Annotated in this window: 22 protein-coding genes; 8 read left to right on the top strand and 14 right to left on the bottom strand. The window is 61.8% G+C overall.

What is annotated here, in order from left to right:
• The first annotated feature begins 59 nt into the window (after window positions 1–59).
• Window positions 60–1,013 (top strand): sugar-binding transcriptional regulator, encoded by a 954-nt coding sequence (locus BM110_RS05830; protein ID WP_071491775.1) that lies wholly within the window; start codon window positions 60–62, stop codon window positions 1,011–1,013.
• Between the two features lie 22 nt (window positions 1,014–1,035).
• On the top strand, window positions 1,036–1,959 hold the full coding sequence (gene tal / locus BM110_RS05835) for a transaldolase (RefSeq protein ID WP_093123694.1): 924 nt from the start codon (window positions 1,036–1,038) through the stop codon (window positions 1,957–1,959).
• A gap of 64 nt (window positions 1,960–2,023) precedes the next feature.
• Here the strand turns inward: tal and aqpZ are convergent, their stop codons facing one another.
• The 3 genes from aqpZ to BM110_RS05850 form a co-directional block, all read right to left on the bottom strand.
• The gene (aqpZ, locus tag BM110_RS05840) at window positions 2,024–2,725 is read right to left on the bottom strand and encodes an aquaporin Z (protein WP_092245530.1); all 702 of its coding nucleotides are present in this window, start codon (window positions 2,723–2,725) and stop codon (window positions 2,024–2,026) included.
• Between the two features lie 103 nt (window positions 2,726–2,828).
• Window positions 2,829–4,013, bottom strand: a complete 1,185-nt coding sequence (locus BM110_RS05845) for a sugar transporter (protein WP_093123699.1) — start codon at window positions 4,011–4,013, stop codon at window positions 2,829–2,831.
• A 231-nt stretch (window positions 4,014–4,244) separates the two neighbouring features.
• Window positions 4,245–5,243, bottom strand: coding sequence for a bile acid:sodium symporter family protein (locus tag BM110_RS05850; protein ID WP_093512721.1), 999 nt, complete (start codon window positions 5,241–5,243; stop codon window positions 4,245–4,247).
• An 86-nt stretch (window positions 5,244–5,329) separates the two neighbouring features.
• On the opposite strand from BM110_RS05850, the gene BM110_RS05855 reads away from it, so the two are divergent.
• Window positions 5,330–6,118 carry an AraC family transcriptional regulator gene (locus BM110_RS05855; protein WP_093512723.1) on the top strand — a complete coding sequence of 263 codons (789 nt, stop codon included), beginning with the start codon at window positions 5,330–5,332 and terminating at the stop codon, window positions 6,116–6,118.
• Here BM110_RS05855 and BM110_RS29250 read toward each other — a convergent pair whose 3' ends face one another.
• Window positions 6,119–6,643, bottom strand: coding sequence for a hypothetical protein (locus BM110_RS29250; protein WP_170856074.1), 525 nt, complete (start codon window positions 6,641–6,643; stop codon window positions 6,119–6,121).
• On the opposite strand from BM110_RS29250, the gene BM110_RS05865 reads away from it, so the two are divergent.
• Window positions 6,617–7,021, top strand: a complete 405-nt coding sequence (locus BM110_RS05865; protein ID WP_256575354.1) for an MFS transporter — start codon at window positions 6,617–6,619, stop codon at window positions 7,019–7,021. The two genes, BM110_RS29250 and BM110_RS05865, sit on opposite strands and share 27 nt — an antisense overlap.
• Window positions 7,022–7,044: 23 nt before the next feature.
• On the opposite strand, the gene BM110_RS05870 is transcribed toward BM110_RS05865, so the two are convergent.
• Complete coding sequence (locus tag BM110_RS05870) at window positions 7,045–8,046, bottom strand: ABC transporter substrate-binding protein (protein ID WP_092245191.1); 1,002 nt, start codon at window positions 8,044–8,046, stop codon at window positions 7,045–7,047.
• Between the two features lie 163 nt (window positions 8,047–8,209).
• Between BM110_RS05870 and BM110_RS05875 the strand changes: the two genes are divergently transcribed.
• Window positions 8,210–8,638, top strand: coding sequence for a hypothetical protein (locus BM110_RS05875; RefSeq protein WP_093123719.1), 429 nt, complete (start codon window positions 8,210–8,212; stop codon window positions 8,636–8,638).
• Window positions 8,639–8,654: 16 nt separating this feature from the next.
• On the opposite strand, the gene BM110_RS05880 is transcribed toward BM110_RS05875, so the two are convergent.
• Genes BM110_RS05880 through BM110_RS05890 form a run of 3 tightly spaced genes read right to left on the bottom strand, consistent with a single transcriptional unit; the run spans window position 8,655 to window position 12,113 of the window.
• Window positions 8,655–9,773 carry a carboxylate-amine ligase gene (locus tag BM110_RS05880; protein WP_093512727.1) on the bottom strand — a complete coding sequence of 373 codons (1,119 nt, stop codon included), beginning with the start codon at window positions 9,771–9,773 and terminating at the stop codon, window positions 8,655–8,657.
• A 5-nt stretch (window positions 9,774–9,778) separates the two neighbouring features.
• Window positions 9,779–10,723, bottom strand: a complete 945-nt coding sequence (locus tag BM110_RS05885; RefSeq protein WP_093512729.1) for a methyltransferase — start codon at window positions 10,721–10,723, stop codon at window positions 9,779–9,781.
• Window positions 10,724–10,733: 10 nt separating this feature from the next.
• The gene (locus BM110_RS05890) at window positions 10,734–12,113 is read right to left on the bottom strand and encodes an iron-containing redox enzyme family protein (protein WP_093123728.1); all 1,380 of its coding nucleotides are present in this window, start codon (window positions 12,111–12,113) and stop codon (window positions 10,734–10,736) included.
• 901 nt (window positions 12,114–13,014) lie between these two features.
• On the opposite strand from BM110_RS05890, the gene BM110_RS05895 reads away from it, so the two are divergent.
• The 3 genes from BM110_RS05895 to BM110_RS05905 are packed head-to-tail and all read left to right on the top strand — an operon-like array spanning window position 13,015 to window position 15,997.
• Window positions 13,015–14,256, top strand: coding sequence for a YcaO-like family protein (locus BM110_RS05895; RefSeq protein WP_093512731.1), 1,242 nt, complete (start codon window positions 13,015–13,017; stop codon window positions 14,254–14,256).
• On the top strand, window positions 14,253–15,134 hold the full coding sequence (locus BM110_RS05900) for a class I SAM-dependent methyltransferase (protein ID WP_092245173.1): 882 nt from the start codon (window positions 14,253–14,255) through the stop codon (window positions 15,132–15,134). Before BM110_RS05895 ends, BM110_RS05900 begins: the two co-directional genes overlap by 4 nt.
• Entirely contained in the window at window positions 15,131–15,997 is an 867-nt protein-coding gene (locus tag BM110_RS05905) for an alpha/beta fold hydrolase (protein WP_093512733.1), read from the top strand. The genes BM110_RS05900 and BM110_RS05905 overlap by 4 nt, the downstream gene beginning before the upstream one ends.
• Before the next feature lie 45 nt (window positions 15,998–16,042).
• On the opposite strand, the gene BM110_RS05910 is transcribed toward BM110_RS05905, so the two are convergent.
• The 6 genes from BM110_RS05910 to BM110_RS05935 are packed head-to-tail and all read right to left on the bottom strand — an operon-like array spanning window position 16,043 to window position 21,966.
• Window positions 16,043–17,785 carry an ABC transporter substrate-binding protein gene (locus BM110_RS05910; protein ID WP_093512735.1) on the bottom strand — a complete coding sequence of 581 codons (1,743 nt, stop codon included), beginning with the start codon at window positions 17,783–17,785 and terminating at the stop codon, window positions 16,043–16,045.
• Window positions 17,786–17,817: 32 nt separating this feature from the next.
• Window positions 17,818–18,090, bottom strand: coding sequence for a DUF2160 domain-containing protein (locus BM110_RS05915; RefSeq protein ID WP_003232363.1), 273 nt, complete (start codon window positions 18,088–18,090; stop codon window positions 17,818–17,820).
• Window positions 18,091–18,100: 10 nt separating this feature from the next.
• Window positions 18,101–18,901, bottom strand: a complete 801-nt coding sequence (locus BM110_RS05920; RefSeq protein ID WP_071491788.1) for a carbohydrate ABC transporter permease — start codon at window positions 18,899–18,901, stop codon at window positions 18,101–18,103.
• Window positions 18,902–18,911: 10 nt separating this feature from the next.
• Complete coding sequence (locus BM110_RS05925; protein WP_010209674.1) at window positions 18,912–19,778, bottom strand: carbohydrate ABC transporter permease; 867 nt, start codon at window positions 19,776–19,778, stop codon at window positions 18,912–18,914.
• Complete coding sequence (locus BM110_RS05930; RefSeq protein ID WP_093123738.1) at window positions 19,775–20,872, bottom strand: ABC transporter ATP-binding protein; 1,098 nt, start codon at window positions 20,870–20,872, stop codon at window positions 19,775–19,777. The genes BM110_RS05925 and BM110_RS05930 overlap by 4 nt, the downstream gene beginning before the upstream one ends.
• Window positions 20,872–21,966, bottom strand: a complete 1,095-nt coding sequence (locus BM110_RS05935; protein WP_071491790.1) for an ABC transporter ATP-binding protein — start codon at window positions 21,964–21,966, stop codon at window positions 20,872–20,874. The genes BM110_RS05930 and BM110_RS05935 overlap by 1 nt, the downstream gene beginning before the upstream one ends.
• Window positions 21,967–21,996 lie beyond the last annotated feature (30 nt).

Here is a 21,996-nt window from a genome sequence, read left to right on the forward strand (position 1 = left end):
TTTGGTATCCTCACGGCCATTGAGTCATGCCTTTTACTATAAAGAGCCCTGAGGCCTTCATGAGCCAGATCGAAGAACAGCGCCTGATCACCAAGATCGCGAGCCTCTATTACGAAGAAGGGCTCAAGCAGTCCGAGATTTCCGCGCAACTGGACCTGTCCCAATCGTTTATCAGCCGTGCCCTGCGCCGGGCGCTGCAGGAAGGCGTGGTGAAGATCACGGTGATGCGCTTGCAAGGCCTGCACCTGGAACTGGAAACCCAGTTGCAGCGCCGCTACGGCGTGCGCCGGGTGATCGTGGTGGAAGCCACCGAGCCCGGCAATGACGAGAGCATCAAGCAGGCCATCGGTTCGGCCGCCGCCCACTACCTGGAAACCAGCCTGTCGCCCCAGGACCGTATCGGTATCTCGTCGTGGAGCAGCACCATTCGCGCCATGGTCGGCCACTTGCACGCGCAGCCGGGCAAACAGGCCGCCCAAGAAGTGGTGCAACTGTTGGGCGGCGTCGGCCACAAGGGCGCGTTTGAAGCCACTTTGCTGACCCAGCGCCTGGCGACCCTGCTCAACTGCCCGGCATTTTTGCTGCCCTCGCAAAGCATCGAGCAATCGGTGGAGAGCAAGCAGCGCATCGTGCAGATGGAAGAGGTCAAGGAAGTGCTGCAGCGCTTTGACAGCATCACCCTGGCGATTGTCGGCATCGGCGACCTGGAGCCCTCGCAACTGCTGCGCAACAGCGGCAACTACTACACCGAAGACATGTTGCGCCTGCTCGCCGAACGCGGCGCGGTGGGCGATATCTGCCTGCGTTACTTCGATGCCCAGGGCAAGCCGGTGCTGGAGGAAGATGAAGAATTCGTGGTCTCGGTGGCGCTGCCCAAGCTGCGCGCCATCCACCGGGTGCTCGGCCTGGCCGGTGGGTTGAACAAGGTCCAGGCCATTCGTGGCGCGCTCCAGGGCGGCTACCTGGACATCCTGATCACCGACCTGGACACCGCACAGGCCCTCAACCAATAACCGTTTCTGGAGACTGCCGCTCATGACGTCCAAGCTCGAACAACTCAAGCAATTCACCACCGTGGTGTGCGACACCGGCGACCTGGAAGCCATCAGCCGCTTGCGCCCGGTGGACGCCACCACCAACCCGTCGCTGCTGCTCAAGGCCGCTGCCATCCCGGAATATGCCGAGTTGCTGCGCAGCGCGGTGGGCCAGTCCAAGGGCGATGTGGACCTGGCATGTGATCGCTTCGCGGTTTCAGTGGGCTGCGGCATTCTCAAGGTGATTCCGGGGCGCATCTCCACCGAAGTCGATGCGCGCCTGTCCTTCGACCAAGACGCGCTGTGGGCCAAGGCCAACCAGTTGATCGCGCTGTACGACCAGGCCGGTGTCGGTCGCGACCGCGTGCTGATCAAACTGGCCTCCACCTGGGAAGGCATCCGCACCGCCGAGCGCCTGGAAAAGGCCGGGATCCAGACCAACCTGACCCTGCTGTTTTCGTTCGTCCAGGCCGCCGCCTGCGCCGACGCCGGGGTGTTCCTGATTTCACCATTCGTAGGCCGCATCTATGACTGGTACCGCAAGAACACCGGCCTGGACTACACCGGCACCGAGGACCCAGGCGTGCAGTCCGTGACGCGGATCTACAACTACTACAAGGCCAACGCCATCAACACCGTGGTCATGGGCGCCAGCTTCCGCACCCTCAGCCAGATCGAGCAACTGGCGGGCTGCGACCGCCTGACCATCAGTCCCGAGCTGCTGCAAAAGCTCGATGAAGACCAGGGCCTGCTGGAGCGTCGATTGAATCCGGGGGCAGTTGGGGAGCCGCGCCAGACCCTCAACGAAGCGCAGTTCCGCTGGGGCTCCAACGAGGACGCGATGGCCACCGAGAAACTCGCTGAAGGCATTCGCCAGTTTGCCCGCGACCAGGAAAAACTCGAAGCGGTGCTCGCAACGCTCTGAGCCCTGGACCGTTATGCCGTGCACAACGTCGCCGCCGAGATGATCGGCATGGCGACGCTGGGGTTCAGGCGGGCACTTTTTTACGGCACTCATCCATTGCTCGAGCCGCCACCGCGCCCATCACGCCGCCCACGATCGGCGCCAGCCAGAACAGCCAGAGCTGTGCCAGGTAATCAACTCCGGCAAACAATGCAGGCCCGGTGCTGCGCGCAGGGTTGACCGAGGTGTTGGTGACGGGGATCAGGACCAGGTGAATCAAGGTCAGCGCCAAGCCAATGGCAATCGGGGCAAAGCCAGGCACCGCGCCGGGTGCGGTCACACGCATGATGATGAAGACGAAGAAAAACGTGGCGATCAGTTCGGCCAGCAAGGCAGCCTTCATGTCGAAATGACCGGGGCTGAGCGGGCCATAGCCGTTGGCAGCAAAACCACCCACCGAGAAATCCGCCTGCCCGTTGGCAATCAGGAACAACGCGGCAGCAGCAGTTATCGCCCCCGCAACCTGCGCCACGATGTACGGCAGCACATCAGCGCCCTCGATACGGCGCCCCACCCACAGGCCGATGGTCACCGCCGGGTTGAAATGCCCGCCGGAAATACCGCCCAGCGCATAGGCCATGGTCAACACCGTCAGCCCGAACGCCAGGGAAACCCCCACAAAACCTATACCCAACCCGGGGAACGCAGCCGCCAGGATGGCGCTGCCACAGCCGCCGAAGGTCAGCCAGAAAGTACCCATGAACTCTGCAGTCAAACGTTTTTGCACAATCAACTCCCATTGCTGCTCAAGTGCCGTCGCCACGGGAGGTGGGCGGCCCGAGGCGACGGTAGCAATGGGTATCAATATGTCGTGTAGGACTTGTCTGGTCTTAGCGGCTTACAACGCCCTGCCCAAATTTCCTGATCGCCAGGCAATACCCGATCAGGGCTACCGCCGCCAGCAACCCACCGGCCGCGCCGATCCAGGCGAAGCCGAACTGGCTGCCGACCCAACTGCCCATCAGCGCGCCGCCGCCAATGCCGATGTTGTAGATGCCGGAGAACATCGCCATGGCCACGTCGGTGGCGTCGGGCGCCAACACCAGCACCTTGGATTGCATGGCCAGGCCGAAGCCCATGATCGCCATGCCCCAGAAAATGCTCAGCACCACCAGGTAAGATTCGGCTCCGCTCAAGGGCAGCAGCAACGCCAGGCAGGCGCTCAGGATAAACACCGCGCCCACCACGAACAGGTGCGGGTTGAAACGGTGCACCAGGCTGAACAGCAGCGAGCCGATGATGCCCGCGCCGCCGAACACCAGCAGGATCAGGGTCACCGCGCTGCCGCTCATGCCGGCCACGCCTTCGACAAAGGGCTCGATGTAGCTGTAGGCGGTGAACTGCGCAGTCACCGTCATCGCGGTGAGCACATACAGCGCCACCAGCGCCGGGCGCTTGAACAGCAGTGGCAGGCTGCGCAGCGAGCCGGAGTTCTGGCTCGGTAACAACGGCAACGTACGCGCCAGCCAGAACACCAGCGCAGCGGCGAACGCGCCGATCACCAGGAACGTGGTGCGCCAGCCCATAGCCTCGCCCAGCAGACGGCCCAACGGAATACCCAGCACCATCGCCAGGGAAGTGCCAGTAGCCAGCAGGCCGAGGGCTTGCACCTGCTTGCCTTCCGGCGCCAGGCGCACCGCCAGCGAGGCGGTGATCGACCAGAACAGCGCATGGGACAAAGCAATGCCGACTCGGCTGAGCATCAGGATGCCAAAGCTGGTGGCCACACTGGACAGGACATGGCTGGCGATGAACAGGCCGAACAGCACGATCAGCAGCTTGCGCCGCTCCACGTTGCGGGTCAGCAGCATCACCGGCAGCGACGTCAGGGAGACGATCCAGGCGTAGATGGTGAGCATCAGCCCGACGCTGGACACCGGCATGTCGAAGCTGGCGCCGATGGCACTGAGCAGCCCGACGGGCACGAATTCGGTGGTGTTGAACACAAACGCGGCCAACGCGAGGGCGAAGACCGGTTGCCAATTGGCTTGGGGCGTTGCGGCTGAAATGCTCATTGAAGGGCGCGGTACTCGGACGATGATCAGACGGCCACCCAGGACAAGCGCCGCCGCCGGGCATTCTATAGGTTTCCGGCCCGGCTGTTGACGCTCATCCCGCTCAAAATCACCTCAACCGGGTCAGGGTGCGGTCATGATGAGCACGTAGACCCCGATTGAATGGGCTTGCCGAGGGCATCCGCTCGTATATACCGCTGGTCGTAACAGCGACAAGGCCTTCGGCGTAGATCAAGGGTCCACCTGCCCCATCAATTCCGGAATCGACTCCGGCCGATTCGCATAACGCTGTGCCAACGCCGCGCACACCATCAACTGGATCTGGTGGAACAGCATCAGCGGCAGGATCAGCACGCCCATGCTCGCCCCGGCGAACAGTACCTGGGCCATCGGCACACCGGTGGCCAGACTCTTTTTCGAACCGCAGAACAGGATGGTGATACGGTCTTCCTGGTTGAAACCGAACGCCTTGCCCAGCACCGTGGAGGCCACCAGCACCAGGCCCAGCAACACGCAGCACGCGACCACCAGGCCGACCAGTTCCCACAGTGGGATCTGGTGCCAGATGCCTTCATTCACCGCTTCGCTGAACGCGCCGTAGACCACCAGCAGGATCGAGCCCTGGTCGACGAATTTCAGCCAGGACTTGTTGCGGCCGACCCACGCGCCGATCCAGCGGCGGGCGATCTGCCCGGCGATAAACGGCAGCAGCAATTGCACGCTGATTTTCAGGATCGCGTCGACCGTCGAGCCGCCCTCGCCGTGCACATTGAGCAGCAGCGTCACCAGCAACGGTGTCAGGAAGATGCCGAACAGGCTGGACGCCGCCGCGCTGCAGATCGCCGCCGGGATATTGCCCCGCGCCAGCGATGTAAAGGCAATCGCCGATTGCACCGTGGCCGGCAAGGCGCACAGGTAGAGCATGCCCATGTACAGGTCTTTACCGATCAGCGGCGACAGCACCGGCTTGAGCGCCAGGCCCAGCAACGGGAACAGCACGAAGGTCAGGCTGAACACCAGCAGATGCAGGCGCCAGTGCCCGGCGCCGGCGACGATAGCCTGGCGCGACAGCTTGGCGCCGTGCAGGAAGAACAGCAACGCGATGGCCAGGTTGGTGACCCAGCCGAAGGCCACGGCGGTCTGGCCGCTGGCGGGCAGCAGGGAAGCGAGAATCACCGTGGCGATCAGGGTCAGGGTGAAGTTGTCAGGCAGGAAACGGGGGCGAGTCATAAGCAGGATCTTCCGGGGGTTGCCAAGAGCGTCATCGCGACTCTAACGTAACGGGTTGTTACCGACTAACGCCAATGAGCCAACAAATGCCGCCTAAAGGACATGCCAACACGGTGCGCCGTAGCGTGCCAGGCCTTTCCAGCCTGCCACGGCCGGTGTATGGGCGCACCGAATCGCTGCCCAACCGCGCCCTGACCCGCCGGCACAGTCACCCGTGGGTGCAATTGTCCTACGCGATTTCCGGGGTGCTGGAGATCCAGACCAGCGTCGGCCGCTTCGTCGCACCGCCCCAGCGCGCGGTGTGGATTCCAGCCGGTGTACCGCACCGCGTGTTCAGCTCGCCCCACACCGAAATGCGCAGCCTGTACCTGGATTGCAGCGTCACCACCTGGGCGGCGGAGCGCTGTCATGTGCTGGCGGTGAGCAGCCTGCTGCGCGAGCTGATCCGCAGCTTCAGCGAACTGCCGGTGGAGTATGCCGAGGATGGGCCGGACGGGCGCCTGGCCCAGGTGGTGCTGGATCAGTTGGCGGCGGCGCCGCACGTCGATCTGATGCTGCCATTGCCATCGGATCCGCGCTTGCGGTCGATCTATCGCAGCCTGAGTGCGCACCCGGAACAGCAAACAACCTTGGGCCAGTGGAGCCAGAAACAGGGGGTGAGCGAGAAGACACTCAGTCGGTTGTTCTTGAGCGACACCGGGCTGACGTTCCGCGCCTGGCGCCAGCGCCTGCGGTTATTGAGCGCCCTGCCCGCCCTGGAGCAAGGCGAGCGGGTCACGGATGTGGCGCTGGGGTGTGGCTATGAGTCGACGTCGGCGTTTATCAATGCGTTTCGGCAGCAATTCGAGGCCACGCCCGGTGAGTTTTTCCGCTGATCATTCCGTTACAGGGCGTTGGCTGCGGTCACCGCATTGGATATCAAAAACGCTGGCCAAACGCCTGCGCCCTTTGGCAGTCACCGTCAGCGCGCGCGAATCAAGCGTTCGCGCCAGCCACCCGCCTAGCAGCATATGATCCAGCAGTAACGCCCCCAGCGCTCCTCCCACATGGGCACAGCGTTGGCTCCAGTCCAGGCATGGGTAGGCGAAGCGCCGGCGCGCCTGGACTCGAGCGGTAAGATCCAGGCCCAGTTCTGCCATGCCTTCCATGCCCGTTGGCGTCAATTGGTACATCCCCTGCTGCAGCGCCATCCATTCGCGCTCCAACAAGGCGTCATGCACCTTTACCCCCAACTCACCGGCCAAATGATCGTAGCAACTACGGGCATGGCGCAGATGGCACGGAGTGGACGGCTTGAACGCCGGCAGTTCAAATGAACTGATCGCCAGCAGCGCCTCCAGCGCATGGGCGGGCGATACATCGCCGCGCACTGGATGAGCCAAGGCATTAATCGTCGCCATTTGGCTTGCCTGGCTTATGGGGTTCAACTGCTGGGCACCTTGATGTTGCTTTGCCTGCAATTGGACCCTGCGGTCGCCTGGATAGCAGTCGTGCTGATCGGCTCCGGGATCGGCAACGCCACATCGCTGCCACCGTTGATCGCGCAAACCGAGTTCAGCCACGAGAATACCGCGAAGGTCATCGCTCTGATGGTTGCCCTCAGCCAGGCCATCTACGCTTTCGCACCCGCCGGCTTCGGCCTTATACGCGCGGCATTTGTCGATCCGCAAGAGGCGATTGTTGCCGTGGTGGTGGTGGCCGTCACCGTTCAACTGCTGGCAATTCTGTCCTTCTATCGCGGCGCAGCCCTGCCCCCCTGCAGAACGACCGCTTACTGAGCTCGCGCTTGAACTTGGGCCTCTCAACTGCCATTGCCGCCATGGGCCTCTTCGAAGAAGTAGTCCTTCCAACTGGCGGCCTTGTTTTTCAGCACGCCCAGTGCCTGCAATTTCTCGGCGTAGATGTAGGTACGCTGCGGCACGATGGTGAAGTCGATTTCCGGGTCCTGGACGATTTTCTGCACCAGGTCCAACGGCAACTTCGACTGCTCTACGCGGATATACGCCTTGGCTGCCGCTGGCTTGTCAGCCTTGATGATCGTCTCGGCTTCGGCCAATGCGTCATAGAACGCCTTGTAGGTCTTGGGGTTTTCGTCGTGGAATTTCTGCGTGGTGTAGAGCACGTTGAACGTGGCCGGCCCACCGAGGATGTCGTAGGAACTGAGCACCTTGTGCACGTTAGGGTTCAGCAGTTCCTGATACTGGAACGGCGGGCTGGAGAAGTGCGCGTTGATCTCCGATCCCCCGGCAATCAACGCGGCGGTCGCATCGGGATGGGCCAGGCTGATGGAGATGTCGTCGAACTTCTTGAAGTTGGCATCGCCGAACTGCTTGGCGGTTTCGATCTGCAAGGTGCGCGACTGGAAACCCACACCGGCGGCGGGCACGGCGATGCGGTCTTTTTCGCTGAAGTCCTTGAGGGTCTTCACGTTGGGGTTGTTGGTCAGCAGGTAGTTGGGCATCGAGCCCAGGGAGGCGATGGCCTTGACGTTCTGCTTGCCCTTGGTGCGGTCCCACAGGGTCAGCATCGGCGGCACGCCAGCGGAGACCACGTCGAGCGCACCGGCCAGCAGCGATTCGTTCATCGCGGTGGCGCCGGAAATGCTGTTCCAGTCCACCTGGATATCCAGGCCCTGTTCCTTGCCGTGTTTTTCGATCAGATGCTGGTCGCGCACCACGTCGAGGATCAGGTAGCCGATGCCGAATTGCTGGGCGATGCTGATCTTGCCTTCGGCCTGGGCGCCGATACTGATCATGGCTGTCGCAGCCGCCAAGAGGGTCAGGGAGGAGCGCTTGAAAGTCATGGGAGTCTGCCGCGTTTTTAAGAAGGTGATGGAGCCTAGCGACGATTTTTAAGAGTGGAAAAGAATATCGGGATCTATTGTTATGCAAATGGCCCACAAACCAGCCCCCGGCTGCTATTGTGCGGCGCTTTGAAAAACTGCCGAACCAGCGAGGAAATGGACGTTGAACACTGACGAAAAAATGACCGGGGACCTGTTCGAGGTGGATAAGCGCCTGTCACTCAAACCCGTGGTGGACTTCAACGCCTACCTGCGCAGCGCGTTCGGCGACGGCCCGTGCAGCTGCATCCGCTGCACCGATGGTAACGGCGATGAAAACGGCTATGCGTTCCAGCACAGCTTCACCTTCGACGGCAAACCCACCCAGCGCCGTTTCGCCACCACGGCGGGCAGCGATGTGTTGCAGGTGTTGAAGAAAGCCTGGTTGTCGTACACCAAGGCCGAATTGCCGCTGAGCGGTGTGCTGGCGCTGGATACGGTGAAGGAGTTTGTCGAGCCGCAGTTGCACAAGCGGTTGGTACCGCTGTTTTTGGCCAGTGGGTTGGTCAAGGATGTCGACGGTGCACTGCATCTGCAGCCACAAGCGGCCTGATTGCTCGCGCAGTAGGTCAATGGGCTGCGCGACTCTGGGCCAGCAGGCGGTCGACCACTTGCTGCAGACACACGTGCTCATCGGCGCCCGAGGCCCGGGCGTCGGCATGGCAGCGCAATTGATCGACGGCGCTGTTGCCTGACGCCAGCAACCTATGCAGGTCATCAAACACCTGAGGCTCGCCCATGGCCCCGGCGGTGGCCGCGAAGATGCGTTGCGCCTCTAGCAGCCACTGTTCAGCAGTGCCCATCGTCCCCTGGTCATCCAGCGCAAAGCTGCCCGCAGCACCGTAGCGCTTGGCCTGCCAGCGATTCTCCTTGAGCAGCCAGCGCGCCTCGGCGGTGAACCCGGCGCCGGGATGTTCCAGGGCACAGGCATGAGTGACCATTACCCGAAATAAGGTGGCGAGCACCAACGCATCCGCCAGCCTGGGGCAGGCATCGGTCATGCGCAGTTCCAGGGTGGGATAACGCGCCGCAGGCCGAATGCCCCACCACCCGTTGCCATCGGACTTGATCGCACCGACGCGCTGCAGCAATGCCAAATAGCGCAAGTACGCCGACCAATCGGTGAAGTGCTCGGGAACGCCCATGCGTGGCCACTCATCGCACGCGGCCTGGCGATAGCTCATGAACCCTGTGGGTGCGCCCTCCCAGAACGGTGACGAGCAACTGAGGAGCAGCAATAACGGCAACCAGGGCGAGACCTGATTCATCACCGCGATGCGGTCGATTCCGGCCGGCACCTCGACATGCACGTGCAACCCACAGAGCACACTGCGACGCGCGACGTACTGGATGTCTTCGAACAATTGCTGGAAATGCACGCGGTCGGTGGCCGTTTGCTCGCGCCATGCCGCCAAGGGATGGCTGCCGGCACAGACCACACCGAGACCGAATGCGCCCAAGGAGCGGGCGAGGTTGTGGCGCACGGTGGCCAGGTAATCCGCCGCCTCACTGCTGGCCTTGAACACCGGGGATGCCACCTCAATCTGGCCCTGGAACATCTCGAGGGCGAAGCCCGGGCCAATCGCCTGCCGGCAGGCCGCCAGCACCGCCGCCGACGGTTCGCCGACCATGTGCCGCGTGTGCAGGTCGGTGATGAAGTATTCCTCTTCGATACCGAAAGTGAGCATGACCTTCAGCGCAGACGGGTGACGGTGAGCGCGACCACCGCAATCCGCTCTACCCGCTCGTAGCCCGGCTGATCCAACTCTTCGCCAAATACGTCAGGGTCCAGTTCACGGTAGGTCCAGCCGAACACATCGCTGCCGAGCAATGGCTTGACCGCCGCCAGGAACGGGTCCTCGCCCGCGACTATCGCCACACCGGTATACAGCACCAGGCTGCCGCCAAGGGCCAGGCGACCCAGGGATTCGCCGGCGATGCGCACCGACAACTGCTCACCCAATGCACCGCCACCGTGGCGATAGGCGCGTTGACGGTCATCATTCATGTACGGCGGGTTGGCCACGATCAAATCGAACTCGCCCTCCACGCTTGCCAGCACATCGCTGTGGTAGGCGCTGACATTGCTCAGCCCGGCCAGCTCGGCATTCACGGCGGTCATGCGCAGGGCGCGCGGGTTGATATCCACCGCCAACACCTGCGCGTCATGTCGAGCGCGGCCGATCACCAGTGCCCCTACACCCGCGCCGCAGCCGATATCCACGGCGCGCTTGAGCGGTTCGAAGCGCTGTTGCAGATGGGCTTCGATCACCTGGGCGAAGCGGTAGCTGTCGGGGCCGAAGAACACGGCATCCGGTTCAGTGGTGGGGTATGCGGAATGCGCAAACAGAAGATCGTCCAGGCTGGACCAACGCACCGCGCTGCGCCACAGCGCGCCATGCGGTTCGACGAGATCGGCTTGTTGCAGGTCCTCGCGGAAGGTGTCGGGCACCAGGTCGCGGTCAAACGGCATCGACCAGCCGAATACGTCGCGAATGTCCGATGCCTGGGAGGCAGCCCGACGTTGATAGACGCGTTCGTGGGTCAAGGGCGTCGGGGTGATGAAACGGTAGCCGCGCTGCTTCAACCCGCGGCCCAGGTTCAACAGGGCGCGATCGGCCAGGTGTTGTGCAAACATGGGAAGTTCCTTAGCGCAATCGCGCGCGCAATTGAATAAAGCGGCGGGTCGCGTACAACCCGGCGGGCGTGCAATGGCGTCGCGCCGACATCCACGGGATCAGTGCGTTGAGCTGCTGTTGATCGGACAGGTTGCACAATGAATCAACCAGCGCCTGGGTGTCCGGGTCCGTCGGGCGTTGCTGCTCGCGGGAAAACCGGCTGCCGCGCCCGGGCCGCACGGGCGGCACACGTTTGTCACTGATCCAGTCGCCGGCGATCCAATCGTGCAGCATCTGTTTTTCATAGCCGCTGAACACGCCGAACATCGCCGCGCCCGCGCCCTCGATCAGTTGCCAGAATCGACTTTCGGCCGGGTCCTGGTTGCGCTTGATCCAGCCCTTGTCTTCCAGTGCCTGGAGAAAGGCGCCGATCTGCCCCGGCTGACCCAGCCACTGGTTGACGGTCTTGCCTTCGAAGCGGCAATAGTCCGAGTGCATGTGTTGGCCGAAGCTGCGCTTGCGCTCGAGCATCGCGACCACTTCGTCCTGCAGGTTGAAACCGCTGATAATCGCGGTGGTTCCCGGGCCCAGGTCGTTGAGGCGGTACCCCTCGGCCACCCGGCGGTAGAAATCCGCCCTGCCCTCGCCCAGCGGCAGCAGGCTCAGTACCGACTGCGCTGCCTTGCAGGCGTGGCCGCTGCTGGCGTTGTCGATGGTCACGTGCAGGGTGAAGTAATACGGATCGATGCCCAGTTCGCTCAACTCGTAGGCGGTGATCAACAGGTGCAGGGGCAACTGTTCGTAGCCCAGGTTGAAGCCGATGATCTCGGGCAGAAAGTCCTGCGCGCACAGGCCCAAGGCCATTTGCAGGGCGCCCTGCAGGTAATGCGCGTCTTCAAGGCCGGCTTCGCTGTCGGCATCGTGCTCGCTGAGCAGTTTGCGGTAGATCACCACATGGTTCTGTGCAGCTATACCATCGCCCAGTTCCTCAAGATACGTGGTGAGCAGACCGTCAAAGCGGGGGTCCAGCCAGTGGCGCAGCAGGCCATTGAGCCAAGCGCCGTCGACCTGTTTGGTCGGGGCTACGTGTTGCAGGAAATACAGCGCATGGGCCTTGTTCTGGAAATAGCGACGTGGCCGACCTTGTTGGCGTTGTTCAAGGTAATCGGCATAGGCCTGGGCCACCTGCGCGCAACGCTGCTCGACCCAGGCGGGCAGTTCCTCGGGCACCGGGGGCAAGTCGCCGGGGCGGTCCTGCACCTGCGCCAACTGCGCTTGCAGGAACTCCCGCGCCGCCCGTTCAGCGCCCTGGGCTTCACCATAGAGCTGCTGATAAATCCCCTGGTACTGGCCAGGAGCTGAAGGGGTGATGGAGGCCGGCTGGCCCGACAACGCGGTAAGAAGCGTCATGATGGCAGTTTCCACAAAGTCCGATACAACCAGGCCTCCCGACAAGGAGGCCCCGCAAGAGCGCTCAGTACCACACGCTTCTAAAGTGAAGAGCATCGTGGTGTGCGGAAAATTCAATCGGGGTTGAAGAGGGGCGGATCGACGGTCAGGAGCGGTACGGTCTTGAATGCCTCCCGCCACGGTGGGGTCACTTTGCGGCACATGCTGCGCCTCCACCAGAGCGTTCAGCCGGGCGCAAAGGCTACCACCGGCGCGGGATACGGCGCGGACTCCAGGCGATTACAAACGCCAGCGGCGTAACAGCCAGTAAAGGCTGTATGCAGGAACCGGGCATGCCGCATCGGTTTTTTTGTAAACGATGTCGACAGGTTCTGTAGTACCCCGACGACGATCACCTCCCTGGGCGCTCACCACCGTTTCAACATCGCGAAAAGCCCAACGCGCCCGAAAGAATATCCAGCAGCTCCCCACGGCAACGCCCTAATGGGCGCATCGTTGGACGATGGCTATCACCGCAGGCGCAGCCCGTGGTTTTTGGGCATCCCCCCCTTTCGGCAATGGTCAACAATTGGAGTGAATGGATTTGTTTCCACCGCCCCGCGCCGTGGTCTTCGCAACAGTTGCTCACATTTGCCTGACAGTCCCCATTTTTTATAGGTTCTAGCCGTGCTCATCGAGAGCACGCGACTCCACCCAATCAAACAACAAAAGAGGTTCAGATATGGGATACATGGCTAGCTTGAACGCAAACAAAATCGCCGAGATGGAACAACTGGAGCAGGAGCATACGGACGACTTCATCGAGGCGCTGCAACTCACTGACACGGAAAAAGCCGAGCTGGAAGCCGAGTAAGTGAGTCGGGGAGAGGCGCTGCCTCTCCTCCTTCCGGGAGTCATCGTCATGCACACCACCCACGCCATCGCCCCTGAACGCAGCCAGTCCCTGGAGCATGCACACCAACAAATTCTCTCCCAGCTGAAGGCGCTCAAGTTGCGCTCACACCTGCGCACCGTGGGTGAAGAAGCGCTTTGCGTGCAGGCCTGCCTGTACGACGCGCAGTCAACCGAAGTCGCACGCGGTGCAGGCAAGGGCCACCTGGAAGCGGCACGCGTCGGCGCCCTCTATGAAGCACTGGAACATTATCTGAGCGACGACCTGCATGCATCGCCCCTTCATCGCCAGTCGTCCGGTTACTTTGCCAGTCACTCACGCTTTGAGGATGACGGCGCACTGGCATTGCTGGCCGTACAACAAGAAGACGCCATCGTCTGCCGCACCTACCGCAGCCTGGTGGATGATCAGTGGTTTTCCTACCCACTGGCGTTGACCTGCCCGCGCTACTGCGAACAACCGCTGCACGACGATCCGACTGACCTGCGCGCGCTGCGCCGTTATTCGAGCAACAGCGGAACCGCCATCGGCGCCACCCGCGACGAGGCATTGCTCCATGCCTTGAATGAAAATATTGAACGGGATGCCCTGTCTCTGTTTCTGCTGGAACACTTTTACTATCAGCACCCATCCGGCCTGCGCCGGGTCGAGCCACACAGCCTCGATCCCGAGTCCAGGAGCGTGCTGGATGCACTGCGTCAGCAGTTCAACGCCGAAGTGGTTGTGCTGGACATCAGCCGTGAGTTCTGTACGACCACCTGCCTGGCGTTCATCAATACGCCTTCGACAACGCCCGTGGTGTACGGCAGCGGCACCTCCCTGACGCCCACTCATGCGGCCTGGCGTGCGCTGGCAGAACTTGCACAACTGCAGGCGCTGGCGGCCGAACCGCTCTTGAGCCGCCACTTGCTCAATGCCCAGCGGCATCTTGCCCCATTCGCGCGCCTGCAACGCTGCCTGCAATTCTCCCCGGAACACCTGATGGCGCAACCTGTCGAGTGGGTGCTACTGCACGAGCACGAGCCCCTATCGGATCTCGGCGAGCAGATCACCCGTCTGGTGGACGACATGGCCCGCCACAACCTGACACCCGGTGTATGCAACCTGTTTCAAAGCCGGCTCGGTACTACGCTCGTGCAGGTAGTGATCCCTGGGCTGGAACGGTTTTTCCTGGTCTCTACCGGCAATATCGTGGTGCCGCAACAACGCGGCCGGCGCCTGCGCGGTGAGCCGCTGGGTGTCTCGCGATGAGCGCCGCGTCCTTGCAACGCCATCTGGAGCCGCTGGGGTTCGGGCTGGCTCGGCTGTTTGTACTGGATACCGGAAGCGTTCGCTGGGCTGGCCGCAACAGACCGTTGCCCGCCCACCAGGGGCAACGCCGCCTGAGCAGCATCTTGCACCCGGCCATGCTGCTGGGCCCGCTCACCGAGCAACACTGGAGCAATGAAGGTGTTGCGTTGTTTTATCAAGCCACGACAGCCGCGGCCAAGCATCATGCATTTATCGAAGCCCGACGCAATGCCCACAGCGAAGTGTGCTTTCCCTACCCACCACTGGGGCCGCACGCCGAGGAGTTCATCTGCCCGCCAGACTTCTGGGAGTGCGACGATGCGCGTGCCGCGCAGTTGAACATTGATGAAGCGCACTTTCGCGAACGCTGTGTCGCCGTACTGCGCGAACGCCTCAAGCCGGGAGCGCTGATCCATGACCCGGCGTGCTCAACCGGCGAGTTGATCGCTCATCTGGCCCAGGCACTCCCCCGCTGCCTGTGCCTGGGCTCGGACCTTTCGGTTTCGATGGTCCGCTATGCAGCGCAGCGCCACGCCGGCTTGCCCGTACGTTTCAGGCAAGCGGACGCCGCACGCGAAAGCCCTGCCTGTGATGCATTGATCCTGCGCTTCCTCAATGCCGAAGTGGTCACCCGGCATGATGCCGACACCTTGCTGCGCACGTTGCTCGGAAGCCTCAAGCCAGGCGGCGTGGCCCTGGTATTTGGCCATACGCCCGTGCTGCCGGCAGTTCGCTGGGTTGCACAAACACTGGGCATCACCCTGGAAGCCTGTATCGCGGCCCGGCCGGGCCAGCTTGAATTGTTCCAGTTCTACCAGCTCACCCGTCCTTCTGCATGACGCACCTTCAAAGCAGCGGTTACTTGCCGGTATCCGATAACCACCAGTTGTACTGGGAGCGACACGGTCGGGAAGGCGCCGAGCCGGTGTTCTTCCTGCACGGTGGACCAGGCGGCTGCTCCAGCCGTGATCACCTGGCGTTTTTCAACCTGGAGCACTTCGATATCGTGCTGTTCGACCAGCGCGGTGGCGGGCGCTCAACCCCTCACGGTGAGCGGCTAGGCAACGAAACGGAACGGATCATCGACGACATTGAGACGCTACGCGAGCATTTCGGTTTTGCCCAAATCACTGTGCTCGGGGTTTCCTGGGGCAGTTGGCTGGCGTTGAAGTATGCCTGGCAGCGTCCATCGCACGTACACCGGTTGGTACTGGCATCGCTGTTCGTCCCCAGCCCGGAGAATCTGGTGATCTACCACCACGCCGTGACTCGGTACTTGAGCGCCAAGGCGTTCACGTCGTTCGAGCAGGTGTGCGAGGACCTCGACCAACCTTGCCGGCAGCTGCAGCGCCAGGCGGCGCTGGCGTGGGTCGGCGCGGCGCTGCACCTGAATCGCCAACGCATGGACAAGGCCGCCCTGGAGCACTTTATCGACGATGTCGCCGTGCGCGCGATTCGCCTGGAAGTGCACTACCATCGTGCCGGCTATTTTTTTCACGAACAGGATCAAGGGCTGATGCTGCGCTGTAGCTGCCAAGTGATACAGGGCATCCATGACCCTGTCGGGTTGTCGAGCCTGCGTTGGTTGCGTCAGCGGGCATTGTTGAAATGCAGGCTGTTTCGCGCCGGGCATGACGCCTTCGATCCCGTACTGGTGAGTGGGATTGAGCAAAGCCTGATGGCGACAAACAGGGGACCGTAAAACGGCACGCAAGCGTGCCGTAATGCCCTCCTCCACTGACCGCTATTACTTGCGCGCAGCCTCCCACTGCTTGAGCAGGTCGCCGTAGGCCACGGTCTCGCCTTTCGGTTTCTCGTTGGCCAGTTTCGGCTTCGGCGCACCCGGCTGGTCGAACCAGTATTGCGCGTCACGCTCGGGGTTCATTTTCGGGCCACACACCGGTTGCACCTTGGAGCGTTCCAGGCGCGTCATGATCGCGTCCTGTTCCTTGGCCAGGTTGTCCAGCGCCTGTTGCGGGGTTTGCTCGCCGCTGGCAGCCCTGGCGATGTTGCCCCACCACAGTTGCGCCAGGCGTGGGTAGTCCGGCACGTTGGTGCCGGTCGGGGTCCACTCGACGCGGGCCGGGCTGCGGTAGAACTCCACCAGGCCACCGAGTTTCGGCGCCATGTCGGTCATGGCCTGGGAGTTGATGTCGGACTCACGGATCGGCGTGAGGCCAACGATGGTTTTCTTCAGCGACACGGTTTTCGAGGTCACGAACTGCGCGTAGAGCCAGGCCGCGAGTTTCTGTTTCTCAGGTGTCGACTTGAGGAAGGTCCAGGAGCCTACGTCCTGATAGCCCTTCTTCATGCCCTTTTCCCAGTAAGGTCCCACCGGCGACGGCGCCATACGCCATTTCGGCGTGCCGTCGGCATTCACCACTGGCAAGCCCGGTTTGGTCATGTCGGCGGTAAACGCGGTGTACCAGAAGATCTGCTGGGCGATGTTGCCTTGGGACGGCACCGGGCCGGATTCGGAGAACGTCATGCCCGCCGCTTCCGGCGGCGCGTAGGCTTTCATCCAGTCCACGTATTTCTGCGTGGCAAACACTGCGGCCGGGCCGTTGGTGTCGCCGCCACGGGTGACGCTGGAGCCCACCGGGTGGCAGTCCTCCACGCGAATGCCCCACTCGTCCACCGGCAGGCCGTTGGGCAGGCCCTTGTCGCCGCCACCGGCCATGGAGAACCAGGCATCGGTGAAGCGCCAGCCCAGGGACGGATCTTTCTTGCCGTAGTCCATGTGCCCATACACGCGCTTGCCGTCGATTTCCTTGACGTCTTCGCTGAAGAACTTGGCGATGTCTTCATAGGCCGACCAGTTCACCGGTACGCCGAGGTCGTAGCCGTATTTTTCCTTGAACTTGGCTTTCAGCTCCGGGCGCTCGAACCAGTCGGCGCGGAACCAGTAGAGGTTGGCGAACTGCTGGTCAGGCAACTGGTAGATCTTGCCGTCCGGCGCGGTGGTGAAGGAGATGCCGATAAAGTCCTTGATATCCAGGGTCGGCGAGGTGAAGTCCTTGCCTTCGTTGGCCATCAGGTCGGTGATGGATTCGGTCTTGCCGTAGCGAAAGTGCGTACCGATCAGGTCAGAGTCATTGACCCAGCCGTCGTAGATGTTCTTGTCGGACTGCATCTGGGTTTGCAGCTTCTCCACCACGTCGCCTTCCTGCAACAGGTCGTGGGTCAGCTTGATCCCGGTGATTTCCGTGAAGGCCTTGGCCAGCACCTTGGACTCGTACTCGTGGGTGGTGAGGGTTTCCGACACCACGTTGATCTTCATCCCACGGAACGGTTCGGCGGCCTTGATAAACCACTTCAATTCCGCCAACTGCTGGTCGGCCGTGAGGGTGGACGGTTTGAACTCGCTGCCGATCCATTTTTTCGCGGCATCTTCGTACGCATCGGCCCAGGCCGAAGCGCTCAAACCGCTCATAGCCAGTACGGCGGCCAATGAAATGCTATGTCGCAGCTTATTGTTCTTATTCAACATAGAGACCTCCTGGTTGTTTATTCATAAGGGCATCAGCCCCAACGCATCACACTCAACAGCCATACCAGGGAGAGCGCGGACGCTACCCAGATGCTCCAGTCGGTAACGCCGATCACCAGCAAATGCAGGTAGGCGCTGCCGAGAAGACCGATAAACAAACGATCACCACGGGTGGTGCTGATCGGCAAAAAGCCCCGTCGGGGGATACTCGGCGAACGCAGCTCCCAGGTGGTCATGCCCGCGAGGATCAGGGCTATACCGCCAAAGAACAGCGCGGTGGGGGTGGTCCAGGCCATCCATTCCATCATCGACTCCTCAGACCCGGCCCAGGGCAAAGCCCTTGGCCACGTGGTTGCGAACAAACCAGATCACCAGCATGCCGGGCAGGATAGTCAACACCCCCGCCGCCGCCAGCACGCCCCAATCGATACCCGATGCCGACACCGTGCGCGTCATCACTGCCGCAATCGGCTTGGCGTTGACCGAGGTCAGGGTGCGCGCCAGCAGCAGCTCGACCCAGGAAAACATGAAGCAGAAAAACGCCGTCACACCGATGCCGGAGCCAATCAATGGGATAAAAATCTTCACGAAAAACTTCGGAAACGAGTAGCCATCGATGTAGGCGGTTTCGTCGATTTCCTTGGGCACGCCGGACATGAAACCCTCCAGGATCCACACCGCCAACGGCACGTTGAACAGGCAGTGGGCCAGGGCCACGGCGATGTGCGTGTCGAACAACCCAATCGACGAATACAGCTGGAAAAACGGCAGCAGAAACACCGCCGGTGGCGCCATGCGGTTGGTCAGCAACCAGAAGAACAGGTGCTTGTCACCGAGGAAGCGGTAGCGCGAAAACGCGTAGGCCGCCGGCAGCGCCACGCTCAGGGAGATCACCGTGTTCAGGCTCACGTAGTACAGCGAGTTGAGGTAACCGGTGTACCAGCTCGGGTCGGTGAAGATCACCTTGTAGTTGGCCAGGGTGAAGTCCTGCGGAAACAGCGTCAGCCCGCCGAGGATTTCGGTGTTGCTCTTGAAGGACATGTTCAGCAGCCAGTAGATCGGCACCAGCAGGAACAGGATGTAGATCAGTAGCGGTATCAGCTTTCTCTTGTTCATGTTGGCGGCCTCAGCGGTTGGCGTCGGAGTGGGTCATGGCGGTGTAGAACAGCCAGGACACCAACAGGATGATCAGGAAGTACACCAGCGAAAACGCCGCCGCCGGGCCCAGGTCGAATTGGCCTACGGCCATCTGGGTCAGGGTCTGACTCAAGAACGTGGTGGCGTTACCCGGTCCACCGCCCGTCAGGACGAAGGGCTCGGTGTAGATCATGAAACTGTCCATGAACCGCAACATCACCGCGATCAGCAGCACGCTTTTCATCTTCGGCAACTGGATATGTCGGAACACCGCCCAGGGCGATGCACGATCAATCCGTGCAGCCTGGTAGTACACGTCCGGAATCGCCCGCAACCCCGAATAGCAGAGCAGCGCCACCAGTGAGGTCCAGTGCCATACGTCCATGACCAACACCGTGACCCAGGCGTCCATGGTGTTGGCGGCGTAGTTGTAACTAATGCCCAGGGCATTGAGGCTGTAACCCAACAGGCCGATGTCGGCGCGACCGAAAATCTGCCAGATGGTGCCCACCACGTTCCACGGGATCAGCAACGGAATGGCCAGGATGATCAGCACCAGCGACGACCAGCGGCCCTTGGTCGGCATGGTCAGGGCAATGGCGATGCCCAGCGGGATTTCGATCAGCAGCACACAGGCCGAGTAGATGAACTGACGCAGCAACGAGTCATGCAGGCGCGGGTCGAGCAGCACCTGCTTGTACCAGTCGGCACCGACGAAGTAGCGGCTGGACTGGTCGAAGATGTCCTGCACCGAGTAATTGACCACGGTCATCATCGGGATCACCGCACTGAACGCCACCAGCAGGAACACCGGCAACACCAGCCACCAGGCCTTGTTGTTCTGCACCTTGTTCATGGCTGCACCTCCAGCAGGTAGTCGTCGGCATACACCATCAGCCATTGCGCCGGAAAGCTGATGGACGCCTTGCCTTCCGGCACGGGCTTGTCTTCGGCCAGGCGCACCTTGAGCAGCGCGCCGTCGAGGTTGAGGGTGACGATCTTGTAGGTGCCAAGGTCTTCAAGATGTGTGACATCGGCCTGCAGGGCGTCAGGGTTGTACTCGTCCCATACGTGGATGAATTCCGGGCGGATGCCGACCTGCAGCTTCTTGTAGTCGGTGTTGGCAATACGTTGCTGCAACGCCTCGGACAAGGGCAAATGAATCTCGGCAAAGCGCACCCCGCCCGCCTCGGCTTGCACCTCGATCAGATTCATCCCTGGGCTGCCGATGAAATAGCCGACAAAGGTGTGGCTCGGCCGTTCGAACAGGTCACGCGGCGTGCCGAACTGCACGATCTGCCCGCCGTACATCACTGCGATCTTGTCGGCGAAGGTCGAGGCCTCCAGTTGATCGTGGGTCACATAGACCATGGTGATGTTGAATTGCTCGTGGATCTGCTTGAGTTTGCGCCGCAGTTTCCACTTGAGGTGCGGGTCGATCACCGTCAGCGGTTCATCGAACAGGATCGCCGATACGTCGTCGCGCACTAGGCCACGGCCCATGGAGACTTTCTGTTTTTCGTCGGCGGTGAGGTTGCGCGCCTTTTTGGTCAGCAGGTTTTGCAGGTCGAGGACTTCGGCAATTTCCTGCACCTTGCTGTGAATTTTCGCCTCGGCCATGCCCTGGTTGCGCAGCGGGAATGCCAGGTTGTCGAACACCGTCATGGTGTCGTACACCACCGGGAACTGGAACACCTGGGCGATGTTGCGTTTTTCCGGGGTGAGGTCGTTGACCACTTGAGTGTCGAACAGCACCTGGCCTTCGGACGGGCTGAGCAGGCCGGAGATGATGTTGAGCAACGTCGACTTGCCGCAGCCCGACGGCCCGAGCAAGGCGTAGGCCCCGCCCTGCTCCCACACGTGGTTCATTGCTCGGATAGCGTAGTCTTCAGGCCCTTTCGGCGCAGGGCTGTAGCTGTGCGCCAGGTTCTGCAAATGGATCTCGGCCATCAGGCAACCCTCGCGACACGGCGTCCGGGAGCCTGGACCAAACGGCCCTGGCCATCGAACACAAACAGTTTATGGGTGGGGATATACACGCGGATCGGCGCATCGACGTCGTACTCGTGCACCCCCGGCAGGTGCAGCACCAGCAGGAAATGTTCGCTGCGCACATGCAGGAAAGTTTCCGAACCGCTGATCTCGGCGACTTCTACGGTGACCGCCAGCTCCAGGTCGTCATCGTTGCTCGGCACCAGGCTGATGTGGCTGGGGCGTACGCCAAACCGGAACTCGCCTTCGCCGATGGGACGCAGGTCGACGTTGAGTGGGAAGTGCACGAAATTGGCGAAGCTCACTTCATTGCCACTGATGCGCCCCGGCATCAAGTTGATCGGCGGTTCGGAAAACAACTCCGCGGCCAGCACAGTCTGCGGCTGGTGATACACCTCGGCCGCCTTGCCGCTCTGGATCACCCGGCCTTCGTGGAGGATGGTCGTGGTGCCGCCCAGGGCCAGGGCTTCGTTGGGCTCGGTGGTGGCGTAGATCGCGATGGTATGGCGTGCGGCGAACAGTTCGCGCATTTCCTGACGCAGCTCTTCGCGAAGTTTGTAGTCCAGGTTCACCAGCGGCTCATCGAACAGGATCAGTTCGGCATCCTTGACCAGTGCGCGGGCCATGGCCGTGCGCTGCTGCTGGCCGCCGGAGAGTTCCAGGGGGTGACGCTGGAGGAATTTTTCGATGCGCAGCATCCTGGCGGTTTCCAGCACCTTGCTCTGGATCAGCTCGCTGGACACACCCGCCTGGCGCAACGGCGAGGCGATGTTTTCGAACACGGTCATGGTCGGGTAGTTGATGAACTGCTGATACACCATCGACACGTTGCGCAGCCGCACCGGTTTTTGTGTGACATCCACGCCGTTCATCAGGATGCGGCCGCTGTCGGGCTTGTCCAGGCCGGCCATCAGGCGCATCAGGCTGGTCTTGCCGGACAGCGTGCGACCGAGCAAGACGTTGAAGGAACCGGCTTCGAAACGCAGGTTGGCGTCGTCGATCCAGGTCTGGCCTTCGACAACGCGGGAGACATGTTCCAGGGTCAATGACATGACACGACCTTTTTATTATTGGAATGAATC

It is taken from the genome of Pseudomonas sp. NFPP28 (assembly GCF_900115535.1).
Lineage (GTDB): Bacteria > Pseudomonadota > Gammaproteobacteria > Pseudomonadales > Pseudomonadaceae > Aquipseudomonas > Aquipseudomonas extremorientalis.

Bases quoted from the DNA above. Each gene is read 5' to 3' on its own strand.
- BM110_RS05845 (WP_093123699.1), bottom strand. From the start codon at position 4,013: ATGAGCATTTCAGCCGCAACGCCCCAAGCCAATTGGCAACCGGTCTTC.
- BM110_RS05905 (WP_093512733.1), top strand. From the start codon at position 15,131: ATGACGCACCTTCAAAGCAGCGGTTACTTGCCGGTATCCGATAACCAC.
- tal (WP_093123694.1), top strand. From the start codon at position 1,036: ATGACGTCCAAGCTCGAACAACTCAAGCAATTCACCACCGTGGTGTGC.
- BM110_RS05895 (WP_093512731.1), top strand. From the start codon at position 13,015: ATGCACACCACCCACGCCATCGCCCCTGAACGCAGCCAGTCCCTGGAG.
- BM110_RS29250 (WP_170856074.1), bottom strand. From the start codon at position 6,643: ATGGCGACGATTAATGCCTTGGCTCATCCAGTGCGCGGCGATGTATCG.
- BM110_RS05930 (WP_093123738.1), bottom strand. From the start codon at position 20,872: ATGGCCGAGATCCATTTGCAGAACCTGGCGCACAGCTACAGCCCTGCG.
- BM110_RS05830 (WP_071491775.1), top strand. From the start codon at position 60: ATGAGCCAGATCGAAGAACAGCGCCTGATCACCAAGATCGCGAGCCTC.
- BM110_RS05935 (WP_071491790.1), bottom strand. From the start codon at position 21,966: ATGTCATTGACCCTGGAACATGTCTCCCGCGTTGTCGAAGGCCAGACC.
- BM110_RS05865 (WP_256575354.1), top strand. From the start codon at position 6,617: ATGAGCCAAGGCATTAATCGTCGCCATTTGGCTTGCCTGGCTTATGGG.
- BM110_RS05910 (WP_093512735.1), bottom strand. From the start codon at position 17,785: ATGTTGAATAAGAACAATAAGCTGCGACATAGCATTTCATTGGCCGCC.
- BM110_RS05880 (WP_093512727.1), bottom strand. From the start codon at position 9,773: ATGCTCACTTTCGGTATCGAAGAGGAATACTTCATCACCGACCTGCAC.
- BM110_RS05885 (WP_093512729.1), bottom strand. From the start codon at position 10,723: ATGTTTGCACAACACCTGGCCGATCGCGCCCTGTTGAACCTGGGCCGC.
- BM110_RS05920 (WP_071491788.1), bottom strand. From the start codon at position 18,901: ATGAACAAGAGAAAGCTGATACCGCTACTGATCTACATCCTGTTCCTG.
- BM110_RS05870 (WP_092245191.1), bottom strand. From the start codon at position 8,046: ATGACTTTCAAGCGCTCCTCCCTGACCCTCTTGGCGGCTGCGACAGCC.
- BM110_RS05855 (WP_093512723.1), top strand. From the start codon at position 5,330: ATGCCGCCTAAAGGACATGCCAACACGGTGCGCCGTAGCGTGCCAGGC.
- BM110_RS05850 (WP_093512721.1), bottom strand. From the start codon at position 5,243: ATGACTCGCCCCCGTTTCCTGCCTGACAACTTCACCCTGACCCTGATC.
- BM110_RS05890 (WP_093123728.1), bottom strand. From the start codon at position 12,113: ATGACGCTTCTTACCGCGTTGTCGGGCCAGCCGGCCTCCATCACCCCT.
- BM110_RS05900 (WP_092245173.1), top strand. From the start codon at position 14,253: ATGAGCGCCGCGTCCTTGCAACGCCATCTGGAGCCGCTGGGGTTCGGG.
- BM110_RS05925 (WP_010209674.1), bottom strand. From the start codon at position 19,778: ATGAACAAGGTGCAGAACAACAAGGCCTGGTGGCTGGTGTTGCCGGTG.
- BM110_RS05915 (WP_003232363.1), bottom strand. From the start codon at position 18,090: ATGGAATGGATGGCCTGGACCACCCCCACCGCGCTGTTCTTTGGCGGT.